At 53.5% G+C, this 21,376-nt stretch carries 24 protein-coding genes; 13 read left to right on the forward strand and 11 right to left on the reverse strand.

Annotation, left to right across the window (positions count from 1 at the left end):
• Positions 1–398 precede the first annotated feature (398 nt).
• The gene (locus tag Q0683_RS05310) at positions 399–2,249 is read right to left on the reverse strand and encodes a serine/threonine phosphatase (RefSeq protein WP_298614764.1); all 1,851 of its coding nucleotides are present in this window, start codon (positions 2,247–2,249) and stop codon (positions 399–401) included.
• A 128-nt stretch (positions 2,250–2,377) separates the two neighbouring features.
• On the reverse strand, positions 2,378–3,301 hold the full coding sequence (gene accD, locus Q0683_RS05315) for an acetyl-CoA carboxylase, carboxyltransferase subunit beta (RefSeq protein ID WP_298614767.1): 924 nt from the start codon (positions 3,299–3,301) through the stop codon (positions 2,378–2,380).
• A gap of 237 nt (positions 3,302–3,538) precedes the next feature.
• On the opposite strand from accD, the gene rseP reads away from it, so the two are divergent.
• The 4 genes from rseP (at position 3,539) to Q0683_RS05335 (ending at position 7,647) form a co-directional block, all read left to right on the forward strand.
• Positions 3,539–4,645, forward strand: a complete 1,107-nt coding sequence (gene rseP / locus Q0683_RS05320) for an RIP metalloprotease RseP (protein ID WP_298614769.1) — start codon at positions 3,539–3,541, stop codon at positions 4,643–4,645.
• Positions 4,646–4,648: 3 nt separating this feature from the next.
• Positions 4,649–5,317 (forward strand): endonuclease III, encoded by a 669-nt coding sequence (gene nth, locus Q0683_RS05325; protein ID WP_298614772.1) that lies wholly within the window; start codon positions 4,649–4,651, stop codon positions 5,315–5,317.
• Between the two features lie 189 nt (positions 5,318–5,506).
• Complete coding sequence (gloB, locus tag Q0683_RS05330; RefSeq protein ID WP_298976651.1) at positions 5,507–6,265, forward strand: hydroxyacylglutathione hydrolase; 759 nt, start codon at positions 5,507–5,509, stop codon at positions 6,263–6,265.
• Between the two features lie 62 nt (positions 6,266–6,327).
• Complete coding sequence (locus Q0683_RS05335) at positions 6,328–7,647, forward strand: hypothetical protein (RefSeq protein WP_298976653.1); 1,320 nt, start codon at positions 6,328–6,330, stop codon at positions 7,645–7,647.
• A gap of 100 nt (positions 7,648–7,747) precedes the next feature.
• Here Q0683_RS05335 and Q0683_RS05340 read toward each other — a convergent pair whose 3' ends face one another.
• The 3 genes from Q0683_RS05340 to Q0683_RS05350 all read right to left on the reverse strand — a co-directional run bounded on the left by Q0683_RS05340 (position 7,748) and on the right by Q0683_RS05350 (position 9,103).
• Entirely contained in the window at positions 7,748–7,978 is a 231-nt protein-coding gene (locus Q0683_RS05340; protein WP_298614781.1) for a hypothetical protein, read from the reverse strand.
• 70 nt (positions 7,979–8,048) lie between these two features.
• Entirely contained in the window at positions 8,049–8,930 is an 882-nt protein-coding gene (locus tag Q0683_RS05345; protein WP_298614784.1) for a 3'(2'),5'-bisphosphate nucleotidase CysQ, read from the reverse strand.
• Positions 8,927–9,103 carry a hypothetical protein gene (locus tag Q0683_RS05350; protein WP_298614787.1) on the reverse strand — a complete coding sequence of 59 codons (177 nt, stop codon included), beginning with the start codon at positions 9,101–9,103 and terminating at the stop codon, positions 8,927–8,929. Before Q0683_RS05350 ends, Q0683_RS05345 begins: the two co-directional genes overlap by 4 nt.
• A gap of 42 nt (positions 9,104–9,145) precedes the next feature.
• On the opposite strand from Q0683_RS05350, the gene rodA reads away from it, so the two are divergent.
• From rodA to Q0683_RS05370, 4 genes are all read left to right on the forward strand, one after another.
• Positions 9,146–10,420, forward strand: coding sequence for a rod shape-determining protein RodA (rodA, locus tag Q0683_RS05355; RefSeq protein WP_298614790.1), 1,275 nt, complete (start codon positions 9,146–9,148; stop codon positions 10,418–10,420).
• Positions 10,421–10,479: 59 nt separating this feature from the next.
• Positions 10,480–10,647, forward strand: coding sequence for a DUF3285 domain-containing protein (locus tag Q0683_RS05360; RefSeq protein WP_298614792.1), 168 nt, complete (start codon positions 10,480–10,482; stop codon positions 10,645–10,647).
• A 21-nt stretch (positions 10,648–10,668) separates the two neighbouring features.
• Entirely contained in the window at positions 10,669–11,148 is a 480-nt protein-coding gene (gene ybeY / locus Q0683_RS05365) for an rRNA maturation RNase YbeY (protein WP_298976657.1), read from the forward strand.
• Positions 11,149–11,320: 172 nt separating this feature from the next.
• Positions 11,321–11,773: a diacylglycerol kinase family protein gene (locus tag Q0683_RS05370; RefSeq protein WP_298614796.1), complete on the forward strand. Its 453-nt coding sequence runs from the start codon at positions 11,321–11,323 to the stop codon at positions 11,771–11,773.
• A 25-nt stretch (positions 11,774–11,798) separates the two neighbouring features.
• On the opposite strand, the gene ychF is transcribed toward Q0683_RS05370, so the two are convergent.
• The 5 genes from ychF to Q0683_RS05395 form a co-directional block, all read right to left on the reverse strand.
• The gene (gene ychF, locus Q0683_RS05375) at positions 11,799–12,890 is read right to left on the reverse strand and encodes a redox-regulated ATPase YchF (protein ID WP_298614799.1); all 1,092 of its coding nucleotides are present in this window, start codon (positions 12,888–12,890) and stop codon (positions 11,799–11,801) included.
• 242 nt (positions 12,891–13,132) lie between these two features.
• Positions 13,133–14,548, reverse strand: coding sequence for a type I glutamate--ammonia ligase (gene glnA / locus Q0683_RS05380; RefSeq protein WP_298976660.1), 1,416 nt, complete (start codon positions 14,546–14,548; stop codon positions 13,133–13,135).
• A 110-nt stretch (positions 14,549–14,658) separates the two neighbouring features.
• Entirely contained in the window at positions 14,659–15,156 is a 498-nt protein-coding gene (locus tag Q0683_RS05385) for a DUF2085 domain-containing protein (protein WP_298614805.1), read from the reverse strand.
• A 166-nt stretch (positions 15,157–15,322) separates the two neighbouring features.
• The gene (locus Q0683_RS05390; RefSeq protein ID WP_298614807.1) at positions 15,323–16,681 is read right to left on the reverse strand and encodes a glycosyltransferase family 1 protein; all 1,359 of its coding nucleotides are present in this window, start codon (positions 16,679–16,681) and stop codon (positions 15,323–15,325) included.
• Between the two features lie 58 nt (positions 16,682–16,739).
• A complete protein-coding gene (locus Q0683_RS05395; protein WP_298614809.1) occupies positions 16,740–17,816 on the reverse strand; it encodes a glycosyltransferase family 4 protein in 1,077 nt (358 codons plus the stop codon).
• Between the two features lie 344 nt (positions 17,817–18,160).
• On the opposite strand from Q0683_RS05395, the gene Q0683_RS05400 reads away from it, so the two are divergent.
• From Q0683_RS05400 to Q0683_RS05420, 5 genes are read left to right on the forward strand one after another with little or no spacing between them, the layout of a single operon-like run.
• The gene (locus tag Q0683_RS05400) at positions 18,161–19,030 is read left to right on the forward strand and encodes a branched-chain amino acid ABC transporter permease (protein WP_298614811.1); all 870 of its coding nucleotides are present in this window, start codon (positions 18,161–18,163) and stop codon (positions 19,028–19,030) included.
• A 22-nt stretch (positions 19,031–19,052) separates the two neighbouring features.
• Positions 19,053–19,565, forward strand: a complete 513-nt coding sequence (gene rfaE2, locus Q0683_RS05405; protein WP_366142728.1) for a D-glycero-beta-D-manno-heptose 1-phosphate adenylyltransferase — start codon at positions 19,053–19,055, stop codon at positions 19,563–19,565.
• Positions 19,541–20,248 (forward strand): GUN4 domain-containing protein, encoded by a 708-nt coding sequence (locus Q0683_RS05410; RefSeq protein WP_298976666.1) that lies wholly within the window; start codon positions 19,541–19,543, stop codon positions 20,246–20,248. The genes rfaE2 and Q0683_RS05410 overlap by 25 nt, the downstream gene beginning before the upstream one ends.
• A 37-nt stretch (positions 20,249–20,285) precedes the next feature.
• Positions 20,286–20,681 (forward strand): hypothetical protein, encoded by a 396-nt coding sequence (locus tag Q0683_RS05415; RefSeq protein ID WP_298976668.1) that lies wholly within the window; start codon positions 20,286–20,288, stop codon positions 20,679–20,681.
• A 4-nt stretch (positions 20,682–20,685) separates the two neighbouring features.
• Positions 20,686–20,868 carry a hypothetical protein gene (locus Q0683_RS05420; protein ID WP_298976670.1) on the forward strand — a complete coding sequence of 61 codons (183 nt, stop codon included), beginning with the start codon at positions 20,686–20,688 and terminating at the stop codon, positions 20,866–20,868.
• Positions 20,869–21,017: 149 nt separating this feature from the next.
• Here Q0683_RS05420 and Q0683_RS05425 read toward each other — a convergent pair whose 3' ends face one another.
• Positions 21,018–21,320, reverse strand: a complete 303-nt coding sequence (locus Q0683_RS05425) for a carbon dioxide-concentrating mechanism protein CcmK (RefSeq protein ID WP_298617721.1) — start codon at positions 21,318–21,320, stop codon at positions 21,018–21,020.
• Positions 21,321–21,376: the final 56 nt, after the last annotated feature.

Consider the following 21,376-nt stretch of genomic DNA (forward strand, 5'->3'; position numbering starts at 1 on the left):
GATTGTTCCTTGCTAAAGCAATTTCAATCTCTTTTGTTGAGAGAATAGGAACCGGGAAGCCTGTGACTTCAATCGAGGGGAGGGTAACTGAGGGCGGAGGTTGCAGCAAATTATTGTAAGAAGGACTAGGTTCAGAAGGGTAAGAAGGACGAGGTTCAGAAGGGTAAGAAGGACTACGTTCAGAAGGGTAAGAAGGACGAGGTTCAGAAGGGTAAGAAGGAGGAGGGTAAGAAGGAGGAGGGTAAGAAGTCCGGGAAACACCAGCCAAAATCCATTTACTCGATACTAAAACTAAATTAATCCAGCAGGCTCCCGTAATACTGCCCAGAGCGTATGCAAGCAGAGATTGGAAGCGACGAGTTAACATACGGAGTTTACCTTACTAGAGGATTTAAGAACTAGAATAAGCTATTCAATACAGATCGCAACTTAAACCGGAGGGCGATCGCCGTCAGGTTATCATGGCCATTGACTTGATTTCCTAGGTCAATCAATTTATGGAGCGACTGACTGAGGGGGATACTAAAGTCGAGCATCGGGACTAGGTGGCTAATAATATGGGTCTCGAGGCAGCGATTATCGGAGAGGCCATCGGAGCAAAGTAAAACCAGCGTATCTTCTTCGATGTCTAAGTCAATCACTTCCGGGTGGATGGCCTCATTGTGGCGAGGGCCGAGGGCTTGGGTGAGTTGGTAGGCATCGGGGCGGCCATAGGCAATTTCTGGTTCGACCCCCTGCTGGATCAGACGTTGACCCACTTCGTGATCTGTAGTCAGTTGTTGCAGCCCTTGGCGTTTAGTAAAGCGGTAAATGCGACTGTCTCCGACATGACCTAGGCGAAGATGGTAGTTTTGGACTAACGCCATCACTAGCGTTGTGCCCATGCGGCCACTACCTGTTTTTGCTTTTTGATCATTGGCGGCAAAAATGACCTCGTTAGCACGGTAAATCGCGTTGCGAACCTCCTCAGCACTGGGAAGTTCTCCCTGCCATGGCCAAGTCTGCTCGAAGTAGTCATGAACGGTTTTCGTGGCCAAGGAACTGGCAACTTCTCCTTCAGCGTGCCCCCCCATGCCGTCACAGAGAACATAGACCCCCTGAACTTCTAGTTGTTGACCGTTGGGAGTCATGCGCACCTGCTGCCGATGATTGATGAGATAGAAATCCTCGTTGTGGTGGCGATCGCGCCCGGTGTCGGTGTGGGCAGCAACATCTACTTGAACCAGTTGTCGCGGTAAGAGGGCAGTTGGTGCATCCTCAATGGCAGTGTGATCTTCCTCCACTGAGAGGGGGATGTCTGGCAGTTCATCAATCAAATCACCCCTACTTCCGCCTATCCCCTCCTCACAGTTTGGCAAAGGTTCACCAGGCAGGGTGGAAGCAAAGGAGTCGAGTAACATCTGAATTTCTGAAATTTTCTCTAAAGGCGCTGTACTCAAGGAAACTAAGAGGGGCAGGAAAACGGCTTGGCGGCGATTAGAGGCATGGGCAAACAACTCCTGCCAAACACCAACGAGACTGAGGGGTGGCGTGGGTCGTTCAAAGGTTTCCACTAAAGGCAAGGTGAAGTCGAGCTGATGCAGCCACAATTGATTGTCAGGGTTGACGGCTAAGTTCTTCACGGTGAGCAAGGAATAATGGCAGTGCCACGGTTCTAAGATTTTCCAGAGGTCGATCATGTCCTCTAGGTACTGAAAAATTTGCTTATCGGAAATGTTGTCGTCTTGCCAAACATCCTGTAGAGGGCGAGCAGTGGGATTGTAGTCGAGAATAATGCCGTGGCAATAGTTGGCCGGCAGGTTGCCGGTGGAAACGGTATCTAGCCAAGCATCGTGGATAGGGGGAATCGTTTCGGGATAGACAAGGTGCAAGGCAAGGTAGGCGATCGCCACCGCACTGAGGTTGGGGTATTGCGATTGCAGATGGGGAATAACCACACTGGGATCGAGAATACTTAGCCCCTGTGCCCAGTCCTGAGCCGTTGCCCGCAGGGTTTCTAGCAGTGTTGGTTCCTCAGGCTGTAGATCCTGTACCAATTGGGGTAAATCACAGGCGTAACGGTGATCCCAGCGTTGATAGCGGTGTTGTGGGTCAAAAAAGGCGGCGGCATTGGGAGGATTGGTGTCCTGCTCAAACACCGTTTCCTCAGAGTTGCGGTTGGGAAGAGCCAAAATGGGGTGATTAGGATAGGCAGGATAGAGAACACCCCACCAAAGTTTGAGGTTTTGATCCGTTTGAGCGGTAGGCATTAGAGCAGGTGAGTCAGCAAAAAACGCACAGCGACGACCACACCTTGCGGTATGGGAGGGGTATCCCCTATTGTATAGCGATCGCCCCAGGACGGCCCTTCTCTATGTCCTGTTCCTGCTTTTTATCACTATTCTTCAACCATTGCCATCAAGGGAAATGATTTTGGCAACAGTGTTGAGGACACTTGACTTGCCACAGGCTGATGCAAACGGATTAACTGTGCCAAGGTTGACTTCAGTTGGGTGCGCGGCACAATCACATCCACAAAACCACATTTTTGAACAAATTCGGCAGTTTGGAAGTCATCGGGCAGTTTCTCCCGCAGCGTTTGCTCAATAACCCGCCGCCCCGCAAAGGCGATCGTTGCTTTTGGCTCGGCAATAATAATATCTCCCAACATGGCAAAGCTAGCGGTCACACCTCCAGCGGTTGGGTGTGTCAAAACAGGGATATAGAGCAGGCCGGCACTGCGATGACGCTCAAGGGCAGCAGCAGTTTTAGCCATTTGCACCAAGCTGAGCATCCCTTCCTGCATGCGGGCACCCCCAGAGGCACAGACAATCACAAGGGGAATATGCTCCCAGGTCGCGCGCTCAATCAGGCGGGTGATTTTTTCACCCACCACGCTGCCCATACTGCCACCCATGAAGGCAAAGTCCATCACCCCTAGGGCAATCGGTAACCCCTCCAGTTGGCCAAGGCCCGTTTGTACGGCATCCTTAAGACCGGTTTTCTCTTGATACTCCCGCAGGCGATCGCTATAGGGCTTGCGATCCTTGAATTGCAAGGGGTCACAGCTCACCAGATTTTCGTCTAAAGGACGCCACGTGTGCGGGTCAATGAGCTGTTGGATGCGCTCACTGCTGCTGACGCGGTGGTGATGGCCACACTCTGGGCACACCAGTTGATGGCTATGCAGATCCTTGCTGTAGATCATCACGCCACAGGCTTCGCATTTGGTCCAGAGACCATCGGCTATTTCTCGCTCTGGCTGCATGGGCGTGAGGGGGGCATCTTTGCGGCGATTTGCAAACCAATCAAATAAAGACATTGTAGAAAATTCCCTTTAACGTTCAGTTCTCAAATAGCGCGTTTGTATGGGTCTCCCCAAGGAGTGTCCACTAAGAATAATTACTTATCATCCCACTTTGTTGCATTTTTGCAATATATCGCACAAGCTTGAGAAAGTATGCAAGAGCCTGTAGGTGGATCACCGACCCAAGGGGGAAGTTCGGTGTCACAATAGGAAAGAAGTTGACAGTTTGCAGCGTAGCACTGGGTTAAATTTATGTCCATGGTTGCAGTTGTGGTGGCGATCGCTATCCTAGGAGTTCTGATTTTTGTTCATGAATGGGGGCACTTCATCGCTGCCCGCAGCCAAGGCATTCATGTCAACCGCTTTTCCATCGGCTTTGGTCCTATTCTTTGGAAGTTTCAGAGCAAGGACACCGAGTACGCCCTGCGCCTGATTCCCCTAGGGGGCTATGTGGGCTTTCCAGACGACGATCCCAATAGTGACGTTCCTGCCACCGATCCCAATCTCTTGAGCAACCGTCCGATCTTAGACCGCGCCATTGTCATCAGCGCGGGGGTGATTGCCAATCTGGTTTTTGCCTATTTGCTACTGCTAGTGCAAGTGGGCGTCATGGGAATTAGTCAGGCCACCTACCATGAGGGGGTGCTGATTCCGGCGCTTGTCCCCGAAAGTAGCCTTGTGGCCACCAAAGCAGGCATTCAGCCGGGGGATTTGGTTTTAGCCGTAGATGGCCAACCCTTGGGGGCCGATGCCAATAGCCTACCCAACCTGATGCGAGCCATTCAGCAACATCCGCAGCAACCCCTGACCCTGACGATTCAACGCCAAGGGCAGATCAAAGAGATCACCGTGACGCCAGAGGTGAGTGAGGACGGCAAAGCCCGAATTGGGGTTCAACTAGCGCCCCATGCGGACATCCATCGTGAGCATACCCTAAACCCGATTAAGCTAGTTACCGCCGCAGCAGCGGAGTTTCAGCGGGTCATTGTACTCACCCTAGAGGGGTTTCGGGAAATTTTCCAGCACTTTGATCAAGCGGCTCAACAGGTCTCTGGACCGGTGGCGATCGTGGCGATGGGGGCAGACATTGCCCGCTCCAATGCTGAACAGCTCTTTACGTTTACGGCTTTGATCAGCATTAACCTTGCTATCATCAACATTCTGCCCTTTCCGGCTCTTGATGGCGGTCAGCTACTCTTTTTATTGGTGGAAGCGCTGCGGGGTCGTCCCTTGCCCAATCGCATTCAAGAGGGTGTGATGCAAACGGGGCTAGTTTTGCTCCTCGGACTTGGGATGTTCCTCATTGTTCGCGATACCGTGAACCTCACGGGCTTGGACTGGGTGCAGCAACTCTTTTAAGTCATGGCTATTACTCGTCGCCTCTGTGCCAGGAAACAACGGGCACTGGAAATTCTCACCCGTCTTAAGCGCCTCTATCCCAATGCCACCTGTAGCCTCAATTTTGCCAATCCGTTGCAACTCCTGGTGGCTACGATTTTGTCTGCCCAGTGTACCGATGAACGGGTGAATCAAGTCACACCGGCGCTGTTTGCTCGTTATCGCGATGCCGAGGACTTTGCAACGGCGGATTTGGCCGAGCTAGAACAGTACATCAAGTCCACTGGTTTTTATCGCAACAAAGCCCGCCATATTCAAGGCGCCTGTCGCCGCATTGTCGAAGTCTATGGGGGGCAAGTGCCCAAGGTGATGGAGGATCTGCTGTCGCTGCCGGGGGTAGCCCGGAAAACTGCCAATGTGGTTCTTGCCCACGGCTACGGCATTTTGGGGGGAGTTACTGTGGATACCCATGTCAAGCGGCTGAGTCGGCGCCTCGGTTTGACTCAAGAAACGGATCCCGTGAAAATTGAGCGAGACTTAATGCGCCTGATCCCCCAACCCGATTGGGAAAACTGGTCAATTCGCTTGATTTACCACGGCCGCGCGGTTTGTCAAGCCCGTCAACCCCAGTGTGAAGCCTGTGAACTCATTGATTTGTGTGCCACGGGCAAGAAGCTCATACCCAAGTCATAGGGGATTGTAGATGACAACCTAACCGCAACTACTGGCCAGCAGCGTGTCGCTCTCTATGGCCTCACTTGGCAGCAGTAGGAAGAGATTCTCAATGCTTTGCCGCAAATCCGTGCTGCTCATTTGATTTGATTGCGGCACGCTTGAGATTACAATGCCCCTGAGGATCCACTTTGCAACGGTACTGCCACGATGATGATTTATCGCCTCAATGCCCTGACGGATAACTACATTTTTCTGCTCCACGATCCGCAAACGGGGACAGCGGCAGTGGTGGATCCGGCAGAGCCGGAGCCTGTTCTTGCCAAGTTAGCGGAATTGGGAGCAACGCTGACGGCCATTTTTAATACCCATCACCACTGGGATCATGTGGGTGCCAATCGTGCCCTGCGATCGCGCTTTCCCAATATCGAGGTCTATGGCAGCTGTGAGGATCAAGGGCGCATTCCAGAACAGACCGTCTTTCTCAAGGCGGGCGATCGCGTTCCCTTTGGCAACACTGATTTTGAGGTGCTGTTTGTTCCCGGCCATACCCGCGGCCACCTTGCCTACTATGCCCCGGAAACGGGTGACCTATTCTGCGGCGATACGCTCTTTGGCGGTGGCTGTGGACGTCTCTTTGAGGGCACACCGGCGCAAATGCTGGAGTCTTTGAACCAACTGCGGCAATTGCCGGAGAGTACGCGGGTTTGGTGCGCCCACGAATATACCCAAAAGAACCTCAGCTTTGCCCTCACCGTGGAAGCCGACAATCCTGTTCTGCAGGAGCGCTACGCCCAAGTTTGTCGCGATCGCGCCCAAGGGAAAAGCACGATTCCCAGTACGATTGGCCTTGAGAAGGCGACCAATCCCTTTTTGCGCTGTGAAGTGAGTGCCATTCAAGCAGCCGTGGGGGCCACCACACCCCTCCAGACCTTTACACGCTTGCGGGGTAAACGGGATCAGTACTAGCAATCTCGCTGATGCCAAGAGAACGGTAATCTAGTTCTATACCCCTTACCTAGAAAGTTGCCATGGCAGTTTCCTATCAGAGTCGCTTTTTTAACTTCTGGCGACGGCAATGGCAGTATTGGCAGCAGCAGTGGCAACGCCAAAAATGGCAGGTTGAAAGTACCCTTAGTGGCACGCTTCAGGTCATTGGCGCGATTCTAGCCCAGTTTTGGCAGCGGGGACTTCCCCAACTCATGGGGACGGTCTCTCAAGTACGTCAACGCCTCCTACCGAAACCCACGGCAGCTCCTCCTGCCGATGAAGCCCTGTTAAGGGTGATGTCCGCTCTCTCCCTCACAGGAGGAGAAGATGAAGCTTTGGCCGTGGCGATCGCCCCCCTTGCCCGCCCCCTGCCTTGGTGGCAGCGCTGGATCGCGCCTTTGCACCGCTGGTTTCACCCCCCGTCTAAGACGTTACTGCCACAGGACACCCCCTTGGCACAGCGGCAACCCTTTTACCTCGCCTGCGATCGCATCGCCAAATCCCTGTTGATAGTGGATGAGGCTGCCCGTCCCTTGAAAGTCTTCACCGCTGCAGAACAGCAGCACATCGAACAACGGATTACCTATGCCCTGGCAGTGTACTATCAGCGCCTTCGGCAGTGGTATCGGCGGCGGCATCACTGGCTCTGGGGCCGGCGGGAGAGATCGCTCAAAGCAGGCTCTACCCCCCAGTTCTGTTTGGTGGGAACCTTTCTCGCGCAACTTCAGCTCACAGGAACAGGGGAAGGGGATTTAGCCTTGCCCCCCCTATCTCCCCTAGGGGCAGCTATCCAATGGGTGCGATCCCACCTCCCCTTGAGACGCAAGAACCCGCTATCTCTAAGGCGAGTCCAGGGAATTGCTACGCTCCTGGGAACCCAACAAATGGTGCTCATTGGCAGCGATAATGAAATCCTTTACACCCTTAGCCCTGCCCAACAGGCGCAAGTTCTAGCCTGGATTGAACGCCATCTCCACCCCTTCAAACTGCCCTTCCGAAATTGGCTGAGTCAACTCTCCTACTGGCTAGGGGGAGTCCAGCCGCCGCTGGGGGCAGCCGTGAATTCGCCACTATTGGCAGCTACGGATCCTTTACCTGTTTTTTCGCCAGGGGAGACGCTGCTCAGGCTAGGGAGCACATCCACAGCTCATTTGTTACAAGCAGAAACTGCGGCCACCGGTGTCCATCTGAATCCAGAGCAGCTGATTCTCGATGTGGATGCCGCTCTCATTGGCTACGAACTCCACTGGTTTGAACGACTGCTGCTGTGGTGCGATCGCCTGTTTTTGTGGATTGAAGAACACCTGATTGGCTGGGGTCGTTGGCTCTTACAACAGTGGCAGCGCCGGCGGCACCCCTAGCGCTCCTCAATCTGACGAATCGAATCGCATCCATCATTTCCTTAGAGGACTGCATATTCCCCTGTGGGCGGGAGAGTTTCGATAGGCTAGCTTTGGGATTCTATTCAACAAGATATGTTGATATGTTAAACACAGGGATACGGCGGCAAAAATTTCCACTGAGAAAGAGCGCCACGGACTGAATCATTTGCAGATCGCTCCTGTTGGGACTCAGAGCAGGGGGGCGATCGCGATCCGCAACGGCATTATCAAAATTGCCGAGGAGCAAGTTAGATACATAGGCTTCAGTGTACTGGGGATTGAGGGCGATCGCCATTCCCAGGAATGACAACTATGCCGGCGCCCCATCGGGATGCCTGCCGGCAGACGCTAGACCCACGATAGCCGATTAATCGGGGATTCTAAGCAGAGCCAAAGGACAGTTGAACCGTCGTAATTGCCTCCACCAAGGGCGATCGCAAGGCAGCCACGTACTCCGGCCAGCCAATGAGAATGGGTTGCTGGTGGGCAAGGGTCTCTCCCTGCAAACCGCTGGCATCAAAGCGCAGTGGATTCCCTTGCAAGTCAGTGCAAACCAAACCTGCCGCCGTGGCTAAAGCCAAGGGAGCTGTGGTGTCCCAAAGCTTGACCCGCTGATTTAAGTAAAGATAGAGTCCTGCTCGCCCCAAAATCACTTCGATTACCTTGAGGCCAAAACTGCCTAGAAAGCGAAATTGGACTTGAGGCAATACCCGATGAATCGCCTCCCCGTAGGTGCGGTAGTCGCGATAGCCAATCATGATCGGGCAATGGTTTTCACTGGGGGAGGGCGGGCAAACGGGTAACAGCGGGACAGGCGGCCCGCCACTGCTCATCTGAAAGAGTCCCCAGTCTTTACCACCGTAGTAAAGATGATCCAGATTGGGAGCATAGATCCAACCCGCCACTGGGCTGTAGTACTCCAGTAATCCCACCATGAGGGCATACCCTTGGCGATGGTGAATCAGATCGTCGGTGCCATCGAGGGGATCAATCAGCCAGTAGCGATTTTTCTGTTCTCGAAACACCGCTTGGGAGGCGGCATTTTCTTCGCTGATGATGCCATCTTCGGGAAACCAAGCGCGAAATTTCTGACTCAGCAGCCGATCCAAAAAGCGATCAATACTAGTGGCAAAATCTTGGCGTCCCTTTTCAATGACCTCAAAGGGTTGCTGTGCCAGTTGCCGTGCCCGCTGTCCTGCTTGGCGCAGGAGTTGATTGATCCGCCAGATTTGGCTAGCAGTCAGGGGAGGAGAAGTTGTCATTTGAGGTCTAGCCGTCCACTTTCTTTTAGTTTGGCGCTAAAGACCAGCGGCTCCTGTGGCGATCGCTGGCGTAACTGTTCGAGAATAGCAGCTTTACCCCCCAAAAACCCTGACCAACGCTGTCGCCACCGAAGTAGGAATCTGCTCAGGGTAGAATGGAAGTCTTGATCCAATCACCACTGTTCTAGCCTAGCGGGAACCAAGGATATTTGAGGATGTTTTGGACAACTCGGCGATGGCAACGCCGCTGGTCTGCTTGGTTTTATCCATGGCGGGGGATGGATTGGGTTCTCCTCATTGCCGTCTGGCTAGTTACGCTGCTGGGGGCAGTGGCCATTCACAGTGCCGAACTGCACATTGGCGAAAAGGATGGCTTCCAACATCTGGCGATCGCTGGTATTGGGACAATTTTGCTTTTTCTGCTAGCCCGCGTTCCAACCTCGGTCTTTCTCTCAGTGCACTGGTGGGTTTACGGCATTAGTTGCGCCCTCCTACTGGCTGTGAACCTATTTGGCGTTGAAGCCAATGGCGCCCGCAGCTGGCTGCCTATTGCTGGCTTTAATTTGCAGCCTTCAGAACTGACCAAAATCTCCATCATTCTCACCCAAGCTGCCCTCCTGCAGCGAGTGCCTGCCGATGGCCTCAGTGGCATTCTACGGGTGTTTGCGGCAACGGTTTTGCCCCTGGGGTTGATTTTAGCTGAGCCTGATCTGGGGACTTCGCTGGTCTTTGGGGCGATTACTTTGGGGATGCTCTACTGGGCAAATGCCCGTTTGGGCTGGATTGTGCTCATGCTTTCCCCGTTGGTGGCGGCCATTCTCTTTGCCCTGCCCCTGCCCTATGGACTCAACCTATGGCTTTGGTTTCTGTGGACATTGGCCATGGGAGTTGTGGCTTGGCAGAATCTTCCCTTGGGTTGGATTGGGGCGATCGGCGGCATTGTCCTCAATCTTTCGGGGGCAGGTCTGGGCCAGTTGCTGTGGAGTGTTCTCAAAGACTACCAAAAGGATCGCCTCTTGATGTTCCTAGACCCCGATAAAGATCCCTTGGGGGCGGGCTATCACCTCATCCAATCCCGCATTGCCATTGGGGCGGGTGGCCTCTGGGGGCGGGGGCTGTTTCACGGTACGCAGACGCAATTGGGGTTTATTCCTGAGCAGCACACGGACTTTATTTTTTCGGCCATTGGGGAGGAATTGGGCTTTGTGGGAGGTTTGCTGGTTTTAGGGCTGTTTTGGTTGATTGGCCTGCGGCTGCTGCAAATTGCCAATAGTGCCCGCGATGATTTTGGCTCCCTGTTGGCGATCGGCCTTTTCGCCATGTTGATGTTCCAAGCAGTGGTCAATATCGGCATGACAGTTAATTTGCTTCCTGTGACAGGTATTCCCCTCCCCTTCCTCAGCTATGGCCGTTCTGCGCTGCTGGCAACCTATATTGGTTTGGGGCTGGTGCAATCGGTGGCCAATCACCGCCCGCGATCGCGCTACTAGGTCGAATCACTCTTTGTTAAAATCTGTTAAAACTAATGTAGCCGAATCCCGACAGTTCCATGAGCGAGTCCCCAGAATCCACATCTTCCCCTACCGAGCAGCCCAGTTACGTCAAATTGGCGATGCGAAACATGGTGCGCAAGGGGGGTAAATCCTTGACCCATTTCGCCCTCACCAGTATTGGTCTGTTGGCGTTGCTGGTGGGCTTGTCCTACCTCACCCGTTAGTTAAGAACCAAGAAAAAACGAATGACGGTTACCGTCTATCTGGAACTCCACGTCCCTTCTCTACCCTCTGAGGTGGCAGCACTGCCTTGGAACCTGTGGTTTGCAACTTGGATCGGGATGGTTGAACCAAAGGCCGGTAAAGCGTATGAGCTGACGCTGCGCTTGACAACCGACGCCGAACTTCGAGTTCTCAATCGTCAATATCGCGATCGCGACACCCCGACGGATGTCTTGGCCTTTGCCACGCGGGATCAGGCTCTGCCCTTCCCGTCGGAGGAACCAGAATACCTTGGTGACATTGTCATTTCTGCTGAGACCGCCCAACGGCAAGCCACCGCGGCAAACCATCCCTTCTTAACGGAAGTGAGTTGGCTTGCTTGCCATGGCCTGCTGCATCTATTGGGCTGGGATCATCCCGACGAGGTGCACTTGAGCCGAATGCTGGCGCAGCAAGCGCGCTGCCTAGAAACGGTGGGACTGACTCCCCCTCTCCTTTGTTAACTGGAACTCTTTTCTTTCCTGCAAGATGTGCTTCAATGGGAGGCGTTTAGGGGTTGAGTGCTACGGTGTTTTTCCCCCTCTACCCCAGGAGGGGTCAAAACTAGATAAATCGCTCAGCAACTGAGTAATGATTTTCGCTGTGATGGGTAAACTAGGGAGTAACTGAAGTGGTATGACGCAGCAAGCAATGACTGCCTGTGCCGAAAAGGTGGCAAAAACAGCACTAAGGCGACAGCACTCCCACCGCGTAGCCTTTTCTTTATTGAGTAGTTTTCGCTATGCTTGGAATGGTGTGGCCTATGCCTTTCAAACGCAGCGCAATTTCCGCATTCACACCGCAGTTGGCCTAAGCGCGATCGCCCTCAGTGGTTTGCTAAAACTTCCCCCCGTTGAAGTGGCAGTGATTTTCCTCACAATTGCTGTGGTGATGGGATTAGAGCTGCTGAATACGGCGCTGGAAGCGGTGGTGGATCTCACCGTTGGCAAGGAATACCATGATCTTGCCCGTATTGCGAAAGATTGTGCCGCCGGTGCGGTTCTCCTCAGTGCCATTGCCGCAGTGGGGGTGGCGATGACCTTAATTGTCCCCCCCTTGGTTTACCCGATGGTGGGAATGCTACTATAGGTTGCGATTAAATCAGGAGGAATGGCTAAACATTAAAGCGGAAGAGCATCACATCCCCCTCCTGCACAACATAGTCTTTACCTTCACTGCGCACCAAGCCTTTTTCCCTGGCAACAGTCATGGATTGACAGGCCACTAGATCCTCATAGCTCACCGTTTCAGCTCGAATAAAGCCCCGTTCAAAATCACTGTGAATGACCCCTGCCGCTTGGGGCGCTTTGGCACCAGCGGGAATCGTCCAGGCACGGGTTTCCTTGGGACCTGTGGTAAAGAAGGTTTGCAGACCCAAGAGCTTATAGGTGGAGCGAATGAGCGATCGCAAGCCCCCTTCCCTGACGCCAAGACTGGCGAGATACTCCGCGCGATCGCCCTCGGGTAAATCCACAAGTTCAGCCTCCACTTGCGCAGAGACAATCACCATCTCTGCCCCCTCCTGCCGGGCAATTTCCTGAACCGCCGCCGTCCATTCATTGCCGGTGGCCAGATCCTGCTCAGCAACATTGGCGGCATAGATCACAGGCTTACGGGTGAGCAGCCCCAGCGAACGGATTGCGGCTTCCTCCTCCTCCGTGAGTTGACAGAGACGGGCAGGCTGCCCTTGATTGAGCACCTCCAGCAGCTTTTCCAAGGCAGTCAGTTCAATCTGGGCATCTTTTTGCGATCGCGCCGCCTTGCGGGTGCGCTCTATGCGTTTTTCAATTTGCGCCAAATCTGCCAGCGCCAACTCCAAGTTAATGACTGCAATATCCTCCACAGGATTCACCCGTCCTGCCACGTGGACAATATCTTCATCCTCAAAGCAGCGCACCACGTGCACAATCGCATCCACCTCGCGAATATTGGCAAGAAACTGGTTGCCCAATCCTTCCCCTTTGCTGGCTCCCTTGACCAAACCAGCGATATCCACAAACTCTACCCGTGTCGGCACGATCTGCGCTGATTGGGAAATTTTTGCCAGTACCTCCAGCCGTTCATCGGGGACTGCCACCACACCCACATTGGGTTCAATCGTGCAGAAAGGAAAATTGGCTGCCTCCGCCTTGGCATTGGCCACAAGGGCATTAAACAGCGTTGATTTGCCCACATTCGGTAGGCCGACAATTCCCGCACGTAGCATCAGACCCTACAACCTCATTCTTGGGAAAAACATTCCTGAAAAATAGCATTTAAGCATAGGAATGTTAATTTTTAGCAACATCCCAAATTATCAGAAATTCTAGCCCTAGGCAACTGCCAGCACCCCCATAATCCTCAGCCCCCTCTCGGCATGGAATCCGCAGAAAAAATAAAAGAGGCAACCCTCGCCGAGTGCCTCTGATGGTGATCTTTCTGGAGGTAACGATCTAGCGGTTTATGTCCCTAGGCATCAAAGTAAAGGGTGAATTCATAGGGGTGAGGACGCAGCGACAGGGGAATCACTTCCGTATCCAGCTTGTACTGAATCCAGTTGAGGATAAAGTCTTCGCTAAACACCCCCGTTGCCGTCAGGAAGCTGTGATCCTTTTGCAGGTTTTCCAAAGCCGCCATCAGTGAACCGGGGGTCGAGGGAATCTTAGCCAGTTCTTCAGGGCTGAGATCGTAGATATCAACATCGAGGGGGCTACCCGGATCAATTTGATTCTTAATGCCATCAATGCCGGCACACAGCATTGCCGCAAAAGCAAGGTAGGGATTACTGGTTGCATCGGGGCAACGGAACTCTAGGCGCTTGGCTTTGGGATTGGGACCCGTGAGGGGGATTCGCACGGAGGCAGAGCGGTTGCCCTGGGAATAGGCAAGGTTCACGGGAGCTTCAAAGCCGGGAACCAGTCGTTTGTAGGAGTTCGTTGTCGGGTTGGTAAAGGCCAGCAGCGCTGGAGCATGCTTGAGGATACCGCCAATGTACCAGAGAGCAATTTGACTCAAATTGGCGTAGCCATCTCCCCAGAACAGCGGTTGGCCATCTTTCCAAATGGATTGGTGGGTGTGCATCCCCGAACCGTTATCGTTGAAGAGGGGCTTGGGCATAAAGGTGGCCACTTTGCCGTGCTTGCGTGCTACGTTCTTGACGCAGTATTTATAGGTCATCAGCCAGTCGGCCGCCTGAACAAGGGTGCCAAAGCGAAAGCCCAATTCACACTGACCGGCGGTGGCCACTTCGTGGTGATGCTTTTCAATCGGCACACCGCACTTGGCCATTGTCAACAGCATTTCTGTGCGCAGGTCTTGGAGGGTGTCGGTGGGAGCGACGGGGAAGTAGCCCTCTTTACCACGGACTTTGTAGCCTAGGTTGCCCCCTTCCTCTTCGCGACCCGTGTTCCAAATTCCTTCAATGCTGTCAATGTAGTAGTAGCCCGATTGCTGATTTTGATCGTAGCGAACGTCATCAAAGATAAAGAATTCAGCTTCAGGACCAAAGTAAGCTGTATCGGCAATGCCTGTTGCTTTCAGATACTCAACGGCACGGATAGCAATGGAGCGCGGACAGCGATCATAGGGTTGGCCGGTGCGCGGATCTTTGATGGTGCAAATCATGCTCAGGGTGGGTTCTTTCATGAAGGGATCTTCCCACGCCGTATTTGGATCCGGCACCATCACCATATCAGACTCGTTGATGGCTTTCCAACCACGAATACTAGAGCCATCAAAAGGGATACCCTCGGTAAATGAATCCTCGTCAATTTGGCTTTTGTGGACTGTCAGGTGTTGCCACGTACCGGGCATGTCGGTAAATTTCAAGTCGATTAGCTCGTACTTACTGTTGATTAAATCCAAGATTTCTTGGGGCGTTGCCATGTATAGATTACTCCTTACTGTATTGGGCGCACCGCAGCGACAATCTATGGTAGAAAGTTGCCTTAATTAGTTTTTGTATCGGAGACTACCAAAATTCGGTTGTTTGCGCCCTAACGGGAGGTGACAAGGCGCTGTTTGGGATACAGCAGGGGCATGATTAATAATCCCAAGCCCAATCCAGCGATCGCGCCAAAGGGAAAAACCACCCAATTGGAGTAGCCCCAAACACCGTAGTGTTGCAATGCCCACTCTAGGGGATAAAACAGCATCAACAGCGTCGCCACTAAAAAGCCCCCTAGACCATACTGCGGCAGCCAATACCATTCACAGCCGGTGGGGGAACGCTGAATCCACCAACGGGTCAAGAGAACCCCGCAAAGGGTGCCGTAGCAGCGCATGCACACCGCCATTTTCCAAGGGGGAGCGAGCATCAGGCCCATGTCTGGCTGTGGACACACATGATTGCCCATGGTGTAGATAATGTGGGCAATTTGCGGCAAGAAAAGAAAATTGCTGGCAGCCAAGAAGGGGGCAAAGAGGGGACCTAAAACGAGAGCTGCCAGAACCACGTCAGGCCAGAGGGGAGAAAGCGATCGCCACCGCACCATCGGATGTTAGAAATGATACAAAACGATAAATAACCTCCTAGAATCTAACAAATTGTTCACAGCAAGGGCAATCAGGGGTTGGGCAGAGCGGAGACAGACGTGATCCGCCCACGCGGGAATGCTACTTGATCTTGTCTTGAGCCACTCTGCCACGTCATTAAGATGCTTAGGAGGCTAAGGCCGCTTTGGTCACAGTCGTCAGTGAGGCTGTGTTTTTGACGGTATCTAGGCGGGGTGAATTCCCCATGAGGGAGGCAGCAAAGAGTTGACGATAGAGCTGTCCCATCTGTAGGGCGATCGCCTCCCAGTTAAAGAGGGCTTGCACGCGCGCACGGCCATTCTCTCCAAGGGTACGTGCCCAGGCGGGATCGGCCAAGAGGCGTTGAATGGCATTGGCCAAGGCGCTGGCGTCCTGCGGCGGCACCAGTAATCCTGTTTCCTCCGGCACCACTGTGAATTGCAGACCCCCCACCGCGGAGGCAATGACCGGCGTGCCACAGGCCATGGCTTCAATGGCCACTAGGCCAAAGGGTTCATAGTAACTGGGCACCACGCACACATTGGCGGCACTGTAGTAAACCGCTAGGCGCTCATGGTCAATTTGGCCCACAAACGTCACGCGATCGCCTAAGTGGTACTCCTGCACCAATCCTTCAATGCGCCGCCGTTCGGCACCATCACTGCGCTGGGGATTACTGCCCCCCACCAGCAGGAGCCGCCCTTCGGGAACTTGAGCCATCGCTGCCACCAGCGTCTCAATCCCTTTGCGGCGATCGAAGCGCCCCACATAGAGAACAATGGGTTCCTCGGCAGACAGCTTCAGTTGCTCGCGGGCATTGGCCACGGGATAGAAGAGATTCAAATTCGTCCCACAGGGAATCAGACGTGTTTGCCCCGCCTTTGAGACCCAGCGTCGCAGGTAGGCTTCTTCTTGGGGACTGGTGACGATGACACAATCGGCATTTTCAAGGATTATCTTTTCCGCCATCAGGCGAGTTTCATCCCGTTGAGCTTGCTCAGAAGCCACCTGATATTTCACTACCCCCAAGGAGTGATACGTGTGCAGCCATTGGAAATTTAAGTCCTGCCGCAACTGCCACCCCACCCAACCGGAAAGCCAGTAATTGGTGTGGATCAGGGGATACCCATATTTGGCATGGTAGGCCTTAAAGGCTTTAACAAACTTCGGCAAGGTCTCAAAGAGCTTTTCCCGCGGAATATAGGTCACCGGACCTGCCTCAAGGCGGATAGTGCGACAGTGGGGGCTGTGCTCAATGATATCGGGGTCATTGGGGTCAATTTTGCGAGTAAACATATCCACCTGCCACCCAGCGGCTGCTAAGGCTTCCCCCAGTTGCCGCACGTAGATATTTTGACCCCCCGCCGATTCATGGCCGACCTCGGCAGCGGGATCGCCGTGGACAGAAATCAGGGCAATAGGTTGCCGAGCAGGAATTTGTGGTTGGGATGTAGCAAAGGCTCGCGGTAGTGTACTTTTTGCTGTACGGGTTGATAATGTTTGCATAAATACACCTTTTGAATAACGACCAAGGAACAACCGTTGTAAGAAAATACCGGGCAGTCTAGCTCGCTACTAGTTCTAAACTACCCTTGCGATGTCCGTTACTTACCAAGGCACCTGCGAGTACTGCTGCGTAAACGGCTTCATACTCGGTTACCATGCGCTCCACGCTAAAGCGCTTCCAAACAGCATCACGACAGGTTTGGCGATCCAGTTTTGACACTTCTGCAACAGCGGCAACACACTCTTCAACAGAGTGGCATAGGAAACCCGTTTTGCCATGTTCAATCACCTCAGGGGCAGCTCCTTTGGCGATCGCCACCACGGGTGTTCCTGCTGCCATGGATTCAATCATCACAAGGCCAAAGGGTTCTTGCCACGTAATGGGAAAGAGCATGGCGATCGCCCCCCCAAGGAGGGCATTTTTCGTAGGATGATCGGCTTCGCCAATGAACTGGATAAATTCACCATCAATGTGGGGTTCAATTAATTCCTTGAAGTAGTCGCGATCCACCCGATCCACCTTGCCTGCCATCTTCAGAGGAATGCCCACCCGTTTGGCAATCTCAATGGCAAGGTGCGGGCCTTTTTCAGGGGAAAGCCGTCCTAGGAAAGCCAGATAGGGAGGATCACTGGGCTGGGGATAAAAGCGATGGGTTTCCACGGCAATGGCGTTATAAACCGTGGCAACGTAGTTGAGATCGCCAAGTTGCCGCTGCGAATGGGAGATACTGACGTAGTTTTGATGGCGATATTGGGTGAAAATGCGTTCATTATCCGTTGTAAAGCGACCATGGAGCGTGTGAACAACGGGTGTTTTCACCAGGCTGGCATAGGGTAAAGCGGCGTAGCCCACATGGGAATGAATGACATCGAATTCATTGGCGCGACTAAAGACCTCTCCTAATTGAAGGGCTTCATAGACGGCATATTCCTGCACAGTGGGATCAAGGCGAATGGCTTTGGGATAGGTAGAAACCAGTTTGGCTTGGGTCATCGAATCGCCGCTGGCAAAGAGCGTGACCTCATGCCCTCGCTTGACTAGCTCTTCCGTCAGCAGACTCACCACCAACTCCACACCCCCATAGGCCGGCGGCGGTACCCGTTCCCACAGGGGAGCGATTTGAGCAATGCGCATACAGGCCTCCTCAAACAATACGGTTGGTCACCGCTGCCTTGATGCTAATCGCGCGATTGACTCAAGCAGCATGGCTGCCTCAACGGTACGCAATCTCGCCGCAAAAGACCAAGGGGGTAAATCCCTACCTGAAACTTCGGGAATCCGTACTTTTATTTGTTATTGTCGCTACATTTTGTCAACTTAGGGTATGATAGGATTTCGTATTTGTCTTTGCGATTTCTGAGGCAACGGCAATTTTCCTAGCTAGAGAAAAAGTATCGTGAAAATATTCCTCTAATCGCTATTCTATGAACAGGCGTTGCCCGTTTCACACCTTACTAAAATTTTAGGCGCAATGGTTCATGGATATTCAACTGATTCAAGTTTTCGTTAATGGCTTGGCAGTGGGCAGTATTATTGCTCTTGCCGCCGTCGGTTTAACACTCACGTTTGGGATTTTGCGTCTGCCTAACTTTGCCCATGGGGATTTTATGACCGTGGGAGCCTACCTCACATTGGCTGCCAATAGGACAGGACTGGATATTTGGCTCTCAATGGTAGTGGGGGGACTAGGAACGGCCGGGTTGATGCTGGTGAGTGAGAAGCTTCTGTGGCAGCCAATGCGCGATCGCCGCGCCACTTCAACGACGCTGATTATTATTTCTATTGGTCTTTCATTTCTGCTGCGCAATGGCGTGATTCTTATTTGGGGGAGCGAGAACCAAACCTACCGTTTGCCAGTGATGCCTGCCCTTGATTTTTGGGGTGTGAGAATTATCTACTCGAAGGTGATTGTGATGATTTTGGCGGTGATGGCAATTGCCACTGTGCATTTCATCCTGCAACGCACGAAAGTGGGTAAGGCGATGCGAGCGGTGGCCGATGATCTCGACCTGGCGCGGGTTTCGGGAATTGATGTCGAGTGGGTGGTGCTGTGCACTTGGCTCCTAACAGGGGTGCTCACAGGTGTGTCCGGGGGTCTCTACGGCCTAATGACAGCAGTACGACCAAATATGGGTTGGTTCTTGATCTTGCCCCTTTTTGCCAGTGTGATTCTTGGCGGCATTGGCAATCCCTACGGGGCGATCGCCGGCGCCCTGATTATCGGCGTTGCCCAAGAGATGAGTACACTTCTCATTCCCTCTGAATACAAGCTAGCCGTTGCCTTGGGGATCATGATGGCCGTGCTCTTGGTGCGCCCCCAAGGGCTATTTCGTGGCACCCTTAGTTAGTTCCGGCAGGAGGGTTCCCCTGATTCCCCGTCTCTACACCGTTGACACCCTTGTTGCTGCAATTGGTGCCGCTCCCCAAGAGTGGCGCCCCTTGGTGTTTACCAACGGCTGTTTTGATCTCCTCCATGCCGGTCATGTGCGCTACCTCGCGGCCGCCCGTGCCCTTGGCAAGCGCTTAGTGGTGGGGTTAAATAGCGATCGCTCCGTGGCTGCCCTCAAGCCAAAACGGCCAATTATTCCTGAGCAGCAGCGGGCAGAGGTGCTGGCTGGTTTACGATCAGTAGATGCAGTCGTACTATTTGGCGATCGCACGGCCATATCCCTGATTGAGGTTCTCCAACCGGAGATCTACGTCAAGGGGGGCGATTACCAATTGGAGACTCTACCGGAAGCAGCGGCTGTCCAGCGCTATGGCGGTCGCATTGAACTTATTCAGGTGGAGGTTCCCAGTTCGACAACGGCGATCGTCCAGCGCATTTTAGAGTTGTACGGGGAGGAGTCATTGGGCACATGGTCAGCACAGAACCTACCTTAGCCGATTTACGGCAACAGTTGTACAACGGCAACGAAAAATCCCAACTGGCTGCCATGACCACCCTGAGTACGGTGGGCAGTGAAGGCTATCAACTCCTGCAGGAGTTTCTCAAAGACAGTGCCACCTTGTCTCCTCCACCTGCCCTCTGGGTGCGGGGTCAAGCCTATCGTCTCCTATACCATTGTCCAGAAGCATCTGTGCAAGCTTTTTTGCAACAGCACTATCCCCAAGGGGTCATTCCCCTACGCTCCGATCGCGGGGTGGACTATCAGGAACTCGCTGAACTCCTAGTAGCCGAAAAATTTGAAGCCGCCGATCGCCTGACCACCCAAAAGCTGTGTGAACTGGCTGGTCCAATGGCGCAAAAACGCCGCTGGGTTTACTTCACGGAGGTGGAGCAGTTTCCCATTGTGGATTTGCAAACGATTGACCAACTGTGGCTGGCATTTTCTCTAGGTCGCTTTGGCTATTCAGTGCAGCGGCAACTGTGGCTGGGCTGCGGCCGAAACTGGGATCGCCTCTGGGAGAAAATTGGCTGGCGGCAGGGCAAGCGGTGGCCGCGCTATCCCCATGAATTTATCTGGGATTTGAGTGCCCCTCGTGGCCACTTACCCCTGACGAATCAACTGCGGGGGGTACAGGTGATCAATGCTCTCCTCAATCATCCCGCTTGGACAGCCTAGAATAGGGATAGCAATCGTAGCAGGGGTGAATGCAGGGATGCAGAAGAAGATTCCGCAATTGATGATCGCGATCGCCCTTGGGATAAGCCTCAGCACTGCAGCCATTCCCCTCCAGGTGATGGCTCAAACCAGTGGTGGCCTCTTGACCGCCGAGCAAATGAAAAAACTTAATCTCAGTGTTGAGCAAAAACAGGCGGTACTGCGGCTCACACTGCGCACCAACGATCGCATCCTCAAAATCTTGGATCGCGATCAACAGCGCATCTTTCGCAATGCCATCAAAGAGGGGAAATCCACAAGTGAAGCCATGAACGCGGTTGCCCTGCGGCCGGAGCAAAAAGCCCAGCTCTCGAAGGTGACAGAGGAGGCCCGTGTCGAAATGCTAACCATTCTCACCCCCGAGCAGGTGAAGCAACTGCAAGGATCGCGCTAGCGTGATGAACGTTTTTGTCCCCTGTACTGGTCGCTGTGGTTCAGTCACGTTTGCCAAGGCTTGCAGCTTCATCACCAATTTCAGGAGTGCCTATGAGTCACGGACATTCCTGCGGGGTGAGGCTCGCTTGGCCTACCCCAGTCGCTCTATTGGAGTGGACAATCGCCTTTCTCAGTTTTTGGGGTGACTCGATCAAACCTAGGGCGATCGCGCTTACTCCGTTCACCTACGGCGGGATGACTTCAGGGTTGCCCACGGCTACTGCCAGCGGTACGGCATCGGGATGCTGAAAGCATAGCGCGAGGGGATTTTGCTCAAGCACCGATGCAAACCACTTCAAAGTAAGAAATCCTCGGGTGGCTGACGAGGTGTGAGAATTGGTAGGACATGTTCCAGGTTGCCATCGGGACGGGCAATAATCTGATGGGAAATAATGGCTTGCCCCTTGAGCGATCGCGCCGCCCGAACCGCTGCATTTACGTCCGCCACCTCTCCTCGAATCACCACCGTCCAATAGCCCGCACCAATTCCTTCACAACTCACAAGGGTAACCTGAGCGGCTTTCACCAATGTATCGGCCACAGCAAGGGCTGCCGGGTACCCCAAAACTTGCACCATGCCCACCGCCTCTGCGGCCATCACCATTCCCCTTTCCACGTCTCCCATATTTTATGATGAGAAAAGGATGGTATCCT

Origin of the sequence: uncultured Thermosynechococcus sp. (assembly GCF_938074695.1) — a bacterium.
GTDB lineage: Bacteria > Cyanobacteriota > Cyanobacteriia > Thermosynechococcales > Thermosynechococcaceae > Thermosynechococcus.

What these genes read in the sequence shown, in the direction of transcription:
- Q0683_RS05310 (WP_298614764.1), bottom strand. Translation starts at nt 2,249, where the DNA reads ATGCCTACCGCTCAAACGGATCAAAACCTCAAACTTTGGTGGGGTGTT.
- accD (WP_298614767.1), bottom strand. Translation starts at nt 3,301, where the DNA reads ATGTCTTTATTTGATTGGTTTGCAAATCGCCGCAAAGATGCCCCCCTC.
- rseP (WP_298614769.1), top strand. Translation starts at nt 3,539, where the DNA reads ATGTCCATGGTTGCAGTTGTGGTGGCGATCGCTATCCTAGGAGTTCTG.
- nth (WP_298614772.1), top strand. Translation starts at nt 4,649, where the DNA reads ATGGCTATTACTCGTCGCCTCTGTGCCAGGAAACAACGGGCACTGGAA.
- gloB (WP_298976651.1), top strand. Translation starts at nt 5,507, where the DNA reads ATGATGATTTATCGCCTCAATGCCCTGACGGATAACTACATTTTTCTG.
- Q0683_RS05335 (WP_298976653.1), top strand. Translation starts at nt 6,328, where the DNA reads ATGGCAGTTTCCTATCAGAGTCGCTTTTTTAACTTCTGGCGACGGCAA.
- Q0683_RS05345 (WP_298614784.1), bottom strand. Translation starts at nt 8,930, where the DNA reads ATGACAACTTCTCCTCCCCTGACTGCTAGCCAAATCTGGCGGATCAAT.
- rodA (WP_298614790.1), top strand. Translation starts at nt 9,146, where the DNA reads ATGTTTTGGACAACTCGGCGATGGCAACGCCGCTGGTCTGCTTGGTTT.
- Q0683_RS05360 (WP_298614792.1), top strand. Translation starts at nt 10,480, where the DNA reads ATGAGCGAGTCCCCAGAATCCACATCTTCCCCTACCGAGCAGCCCAGT.
- ybeY (WP_298976657.1), top strand. Translation starts at nt 10,669, where the DNA reads ATGACGGTTACCGTCTATCTGGAACTCCACGTCCCTTCTCTACCCTCT.
- Q0683_RS05370 (WP_298614796.1), top strand. Translation starts at nt 11,321, where the DNA reads ATGACGCAGCAAGCAATGACTGCCTGTGCCGAAAAGGTGGCAAAAACA.
- ychF (WP_298614799.1), bottom strand. Translation starts at nt 12,890, where the DNA reads ATGCTACGTGCGGGAATTGTCGGCCTACCGAATGTGGGCAAATCAACG.
- glnA (WP_298976660.1), bottom strand. Translation starts at nt 14,548, where the DNA reads ATGGCAACGCCCCAAGAAATCTTGGATTTAATCAACAGTAAGTACGAG.
- Q0683_RS05385 (WP_298614805.1), bottom strand. Translation starts at nt 15,156, where the DNA reads ATGGTGCGGTGGCGATCGCTTTCTCCCCTCTGGCCTGACGTGGTTCTG.
- Q0683_RS05390 (WP_298614807.1), bottom strand. Translation starts at nt 16,681, where the DNA reads ATGCAAACATTATCAACCCGTACAGCAAAAAGTACACTACCGCGAGCC.
- Q0683_RS05395 (WP_298614809.1), bottom strand. Translation starts at nt 17,816, where the DNA reads ATGCGCATTGCTCAAATCGCTCCCCTGTGGGAACGGGTACCGCCGCCG.
- Q0683_RS05400 (WP_298614811.1), top strand. Translation starts at nt 18,161, where the DNA reads ATGGATATTCAACTGATTCAAGTTTTCGTTAATGGCTTGGCAGTGGGC.
- Q0683_RS05410 (WP_298976666.1), top strand. Translation starts at nt 19,541, where the DNA reads ATGGTCAGCACAGAACCTACCTTAGCCGATTTACGGCAACAGTTGTAC.
- Q0683_RS05415 (WP_298976668.1), top strand. Translation starts at nt 20,286, where the DNA reads ATGCAGAAGAAGATTCCGCAATTGATGATCGCGATCGCCCTTGGGATA.
- Q0683_RS05420 (WP_298976670.1), top strand. Translation starts at nt 20,686, where the DNA reads ATGAACGTTTTTGTCCCCTGTACTGGTCGCTGTGGTTCAGTCACGTTT.
- Q0683_RS05425 (WP_298617721.1), bottom strand. Translation starts at nt 21,320, where the DNA reads ATGGCCGCAGAGGCGGTGGGCATGGTGCAAGTTTTGGGGTACCCGGCA.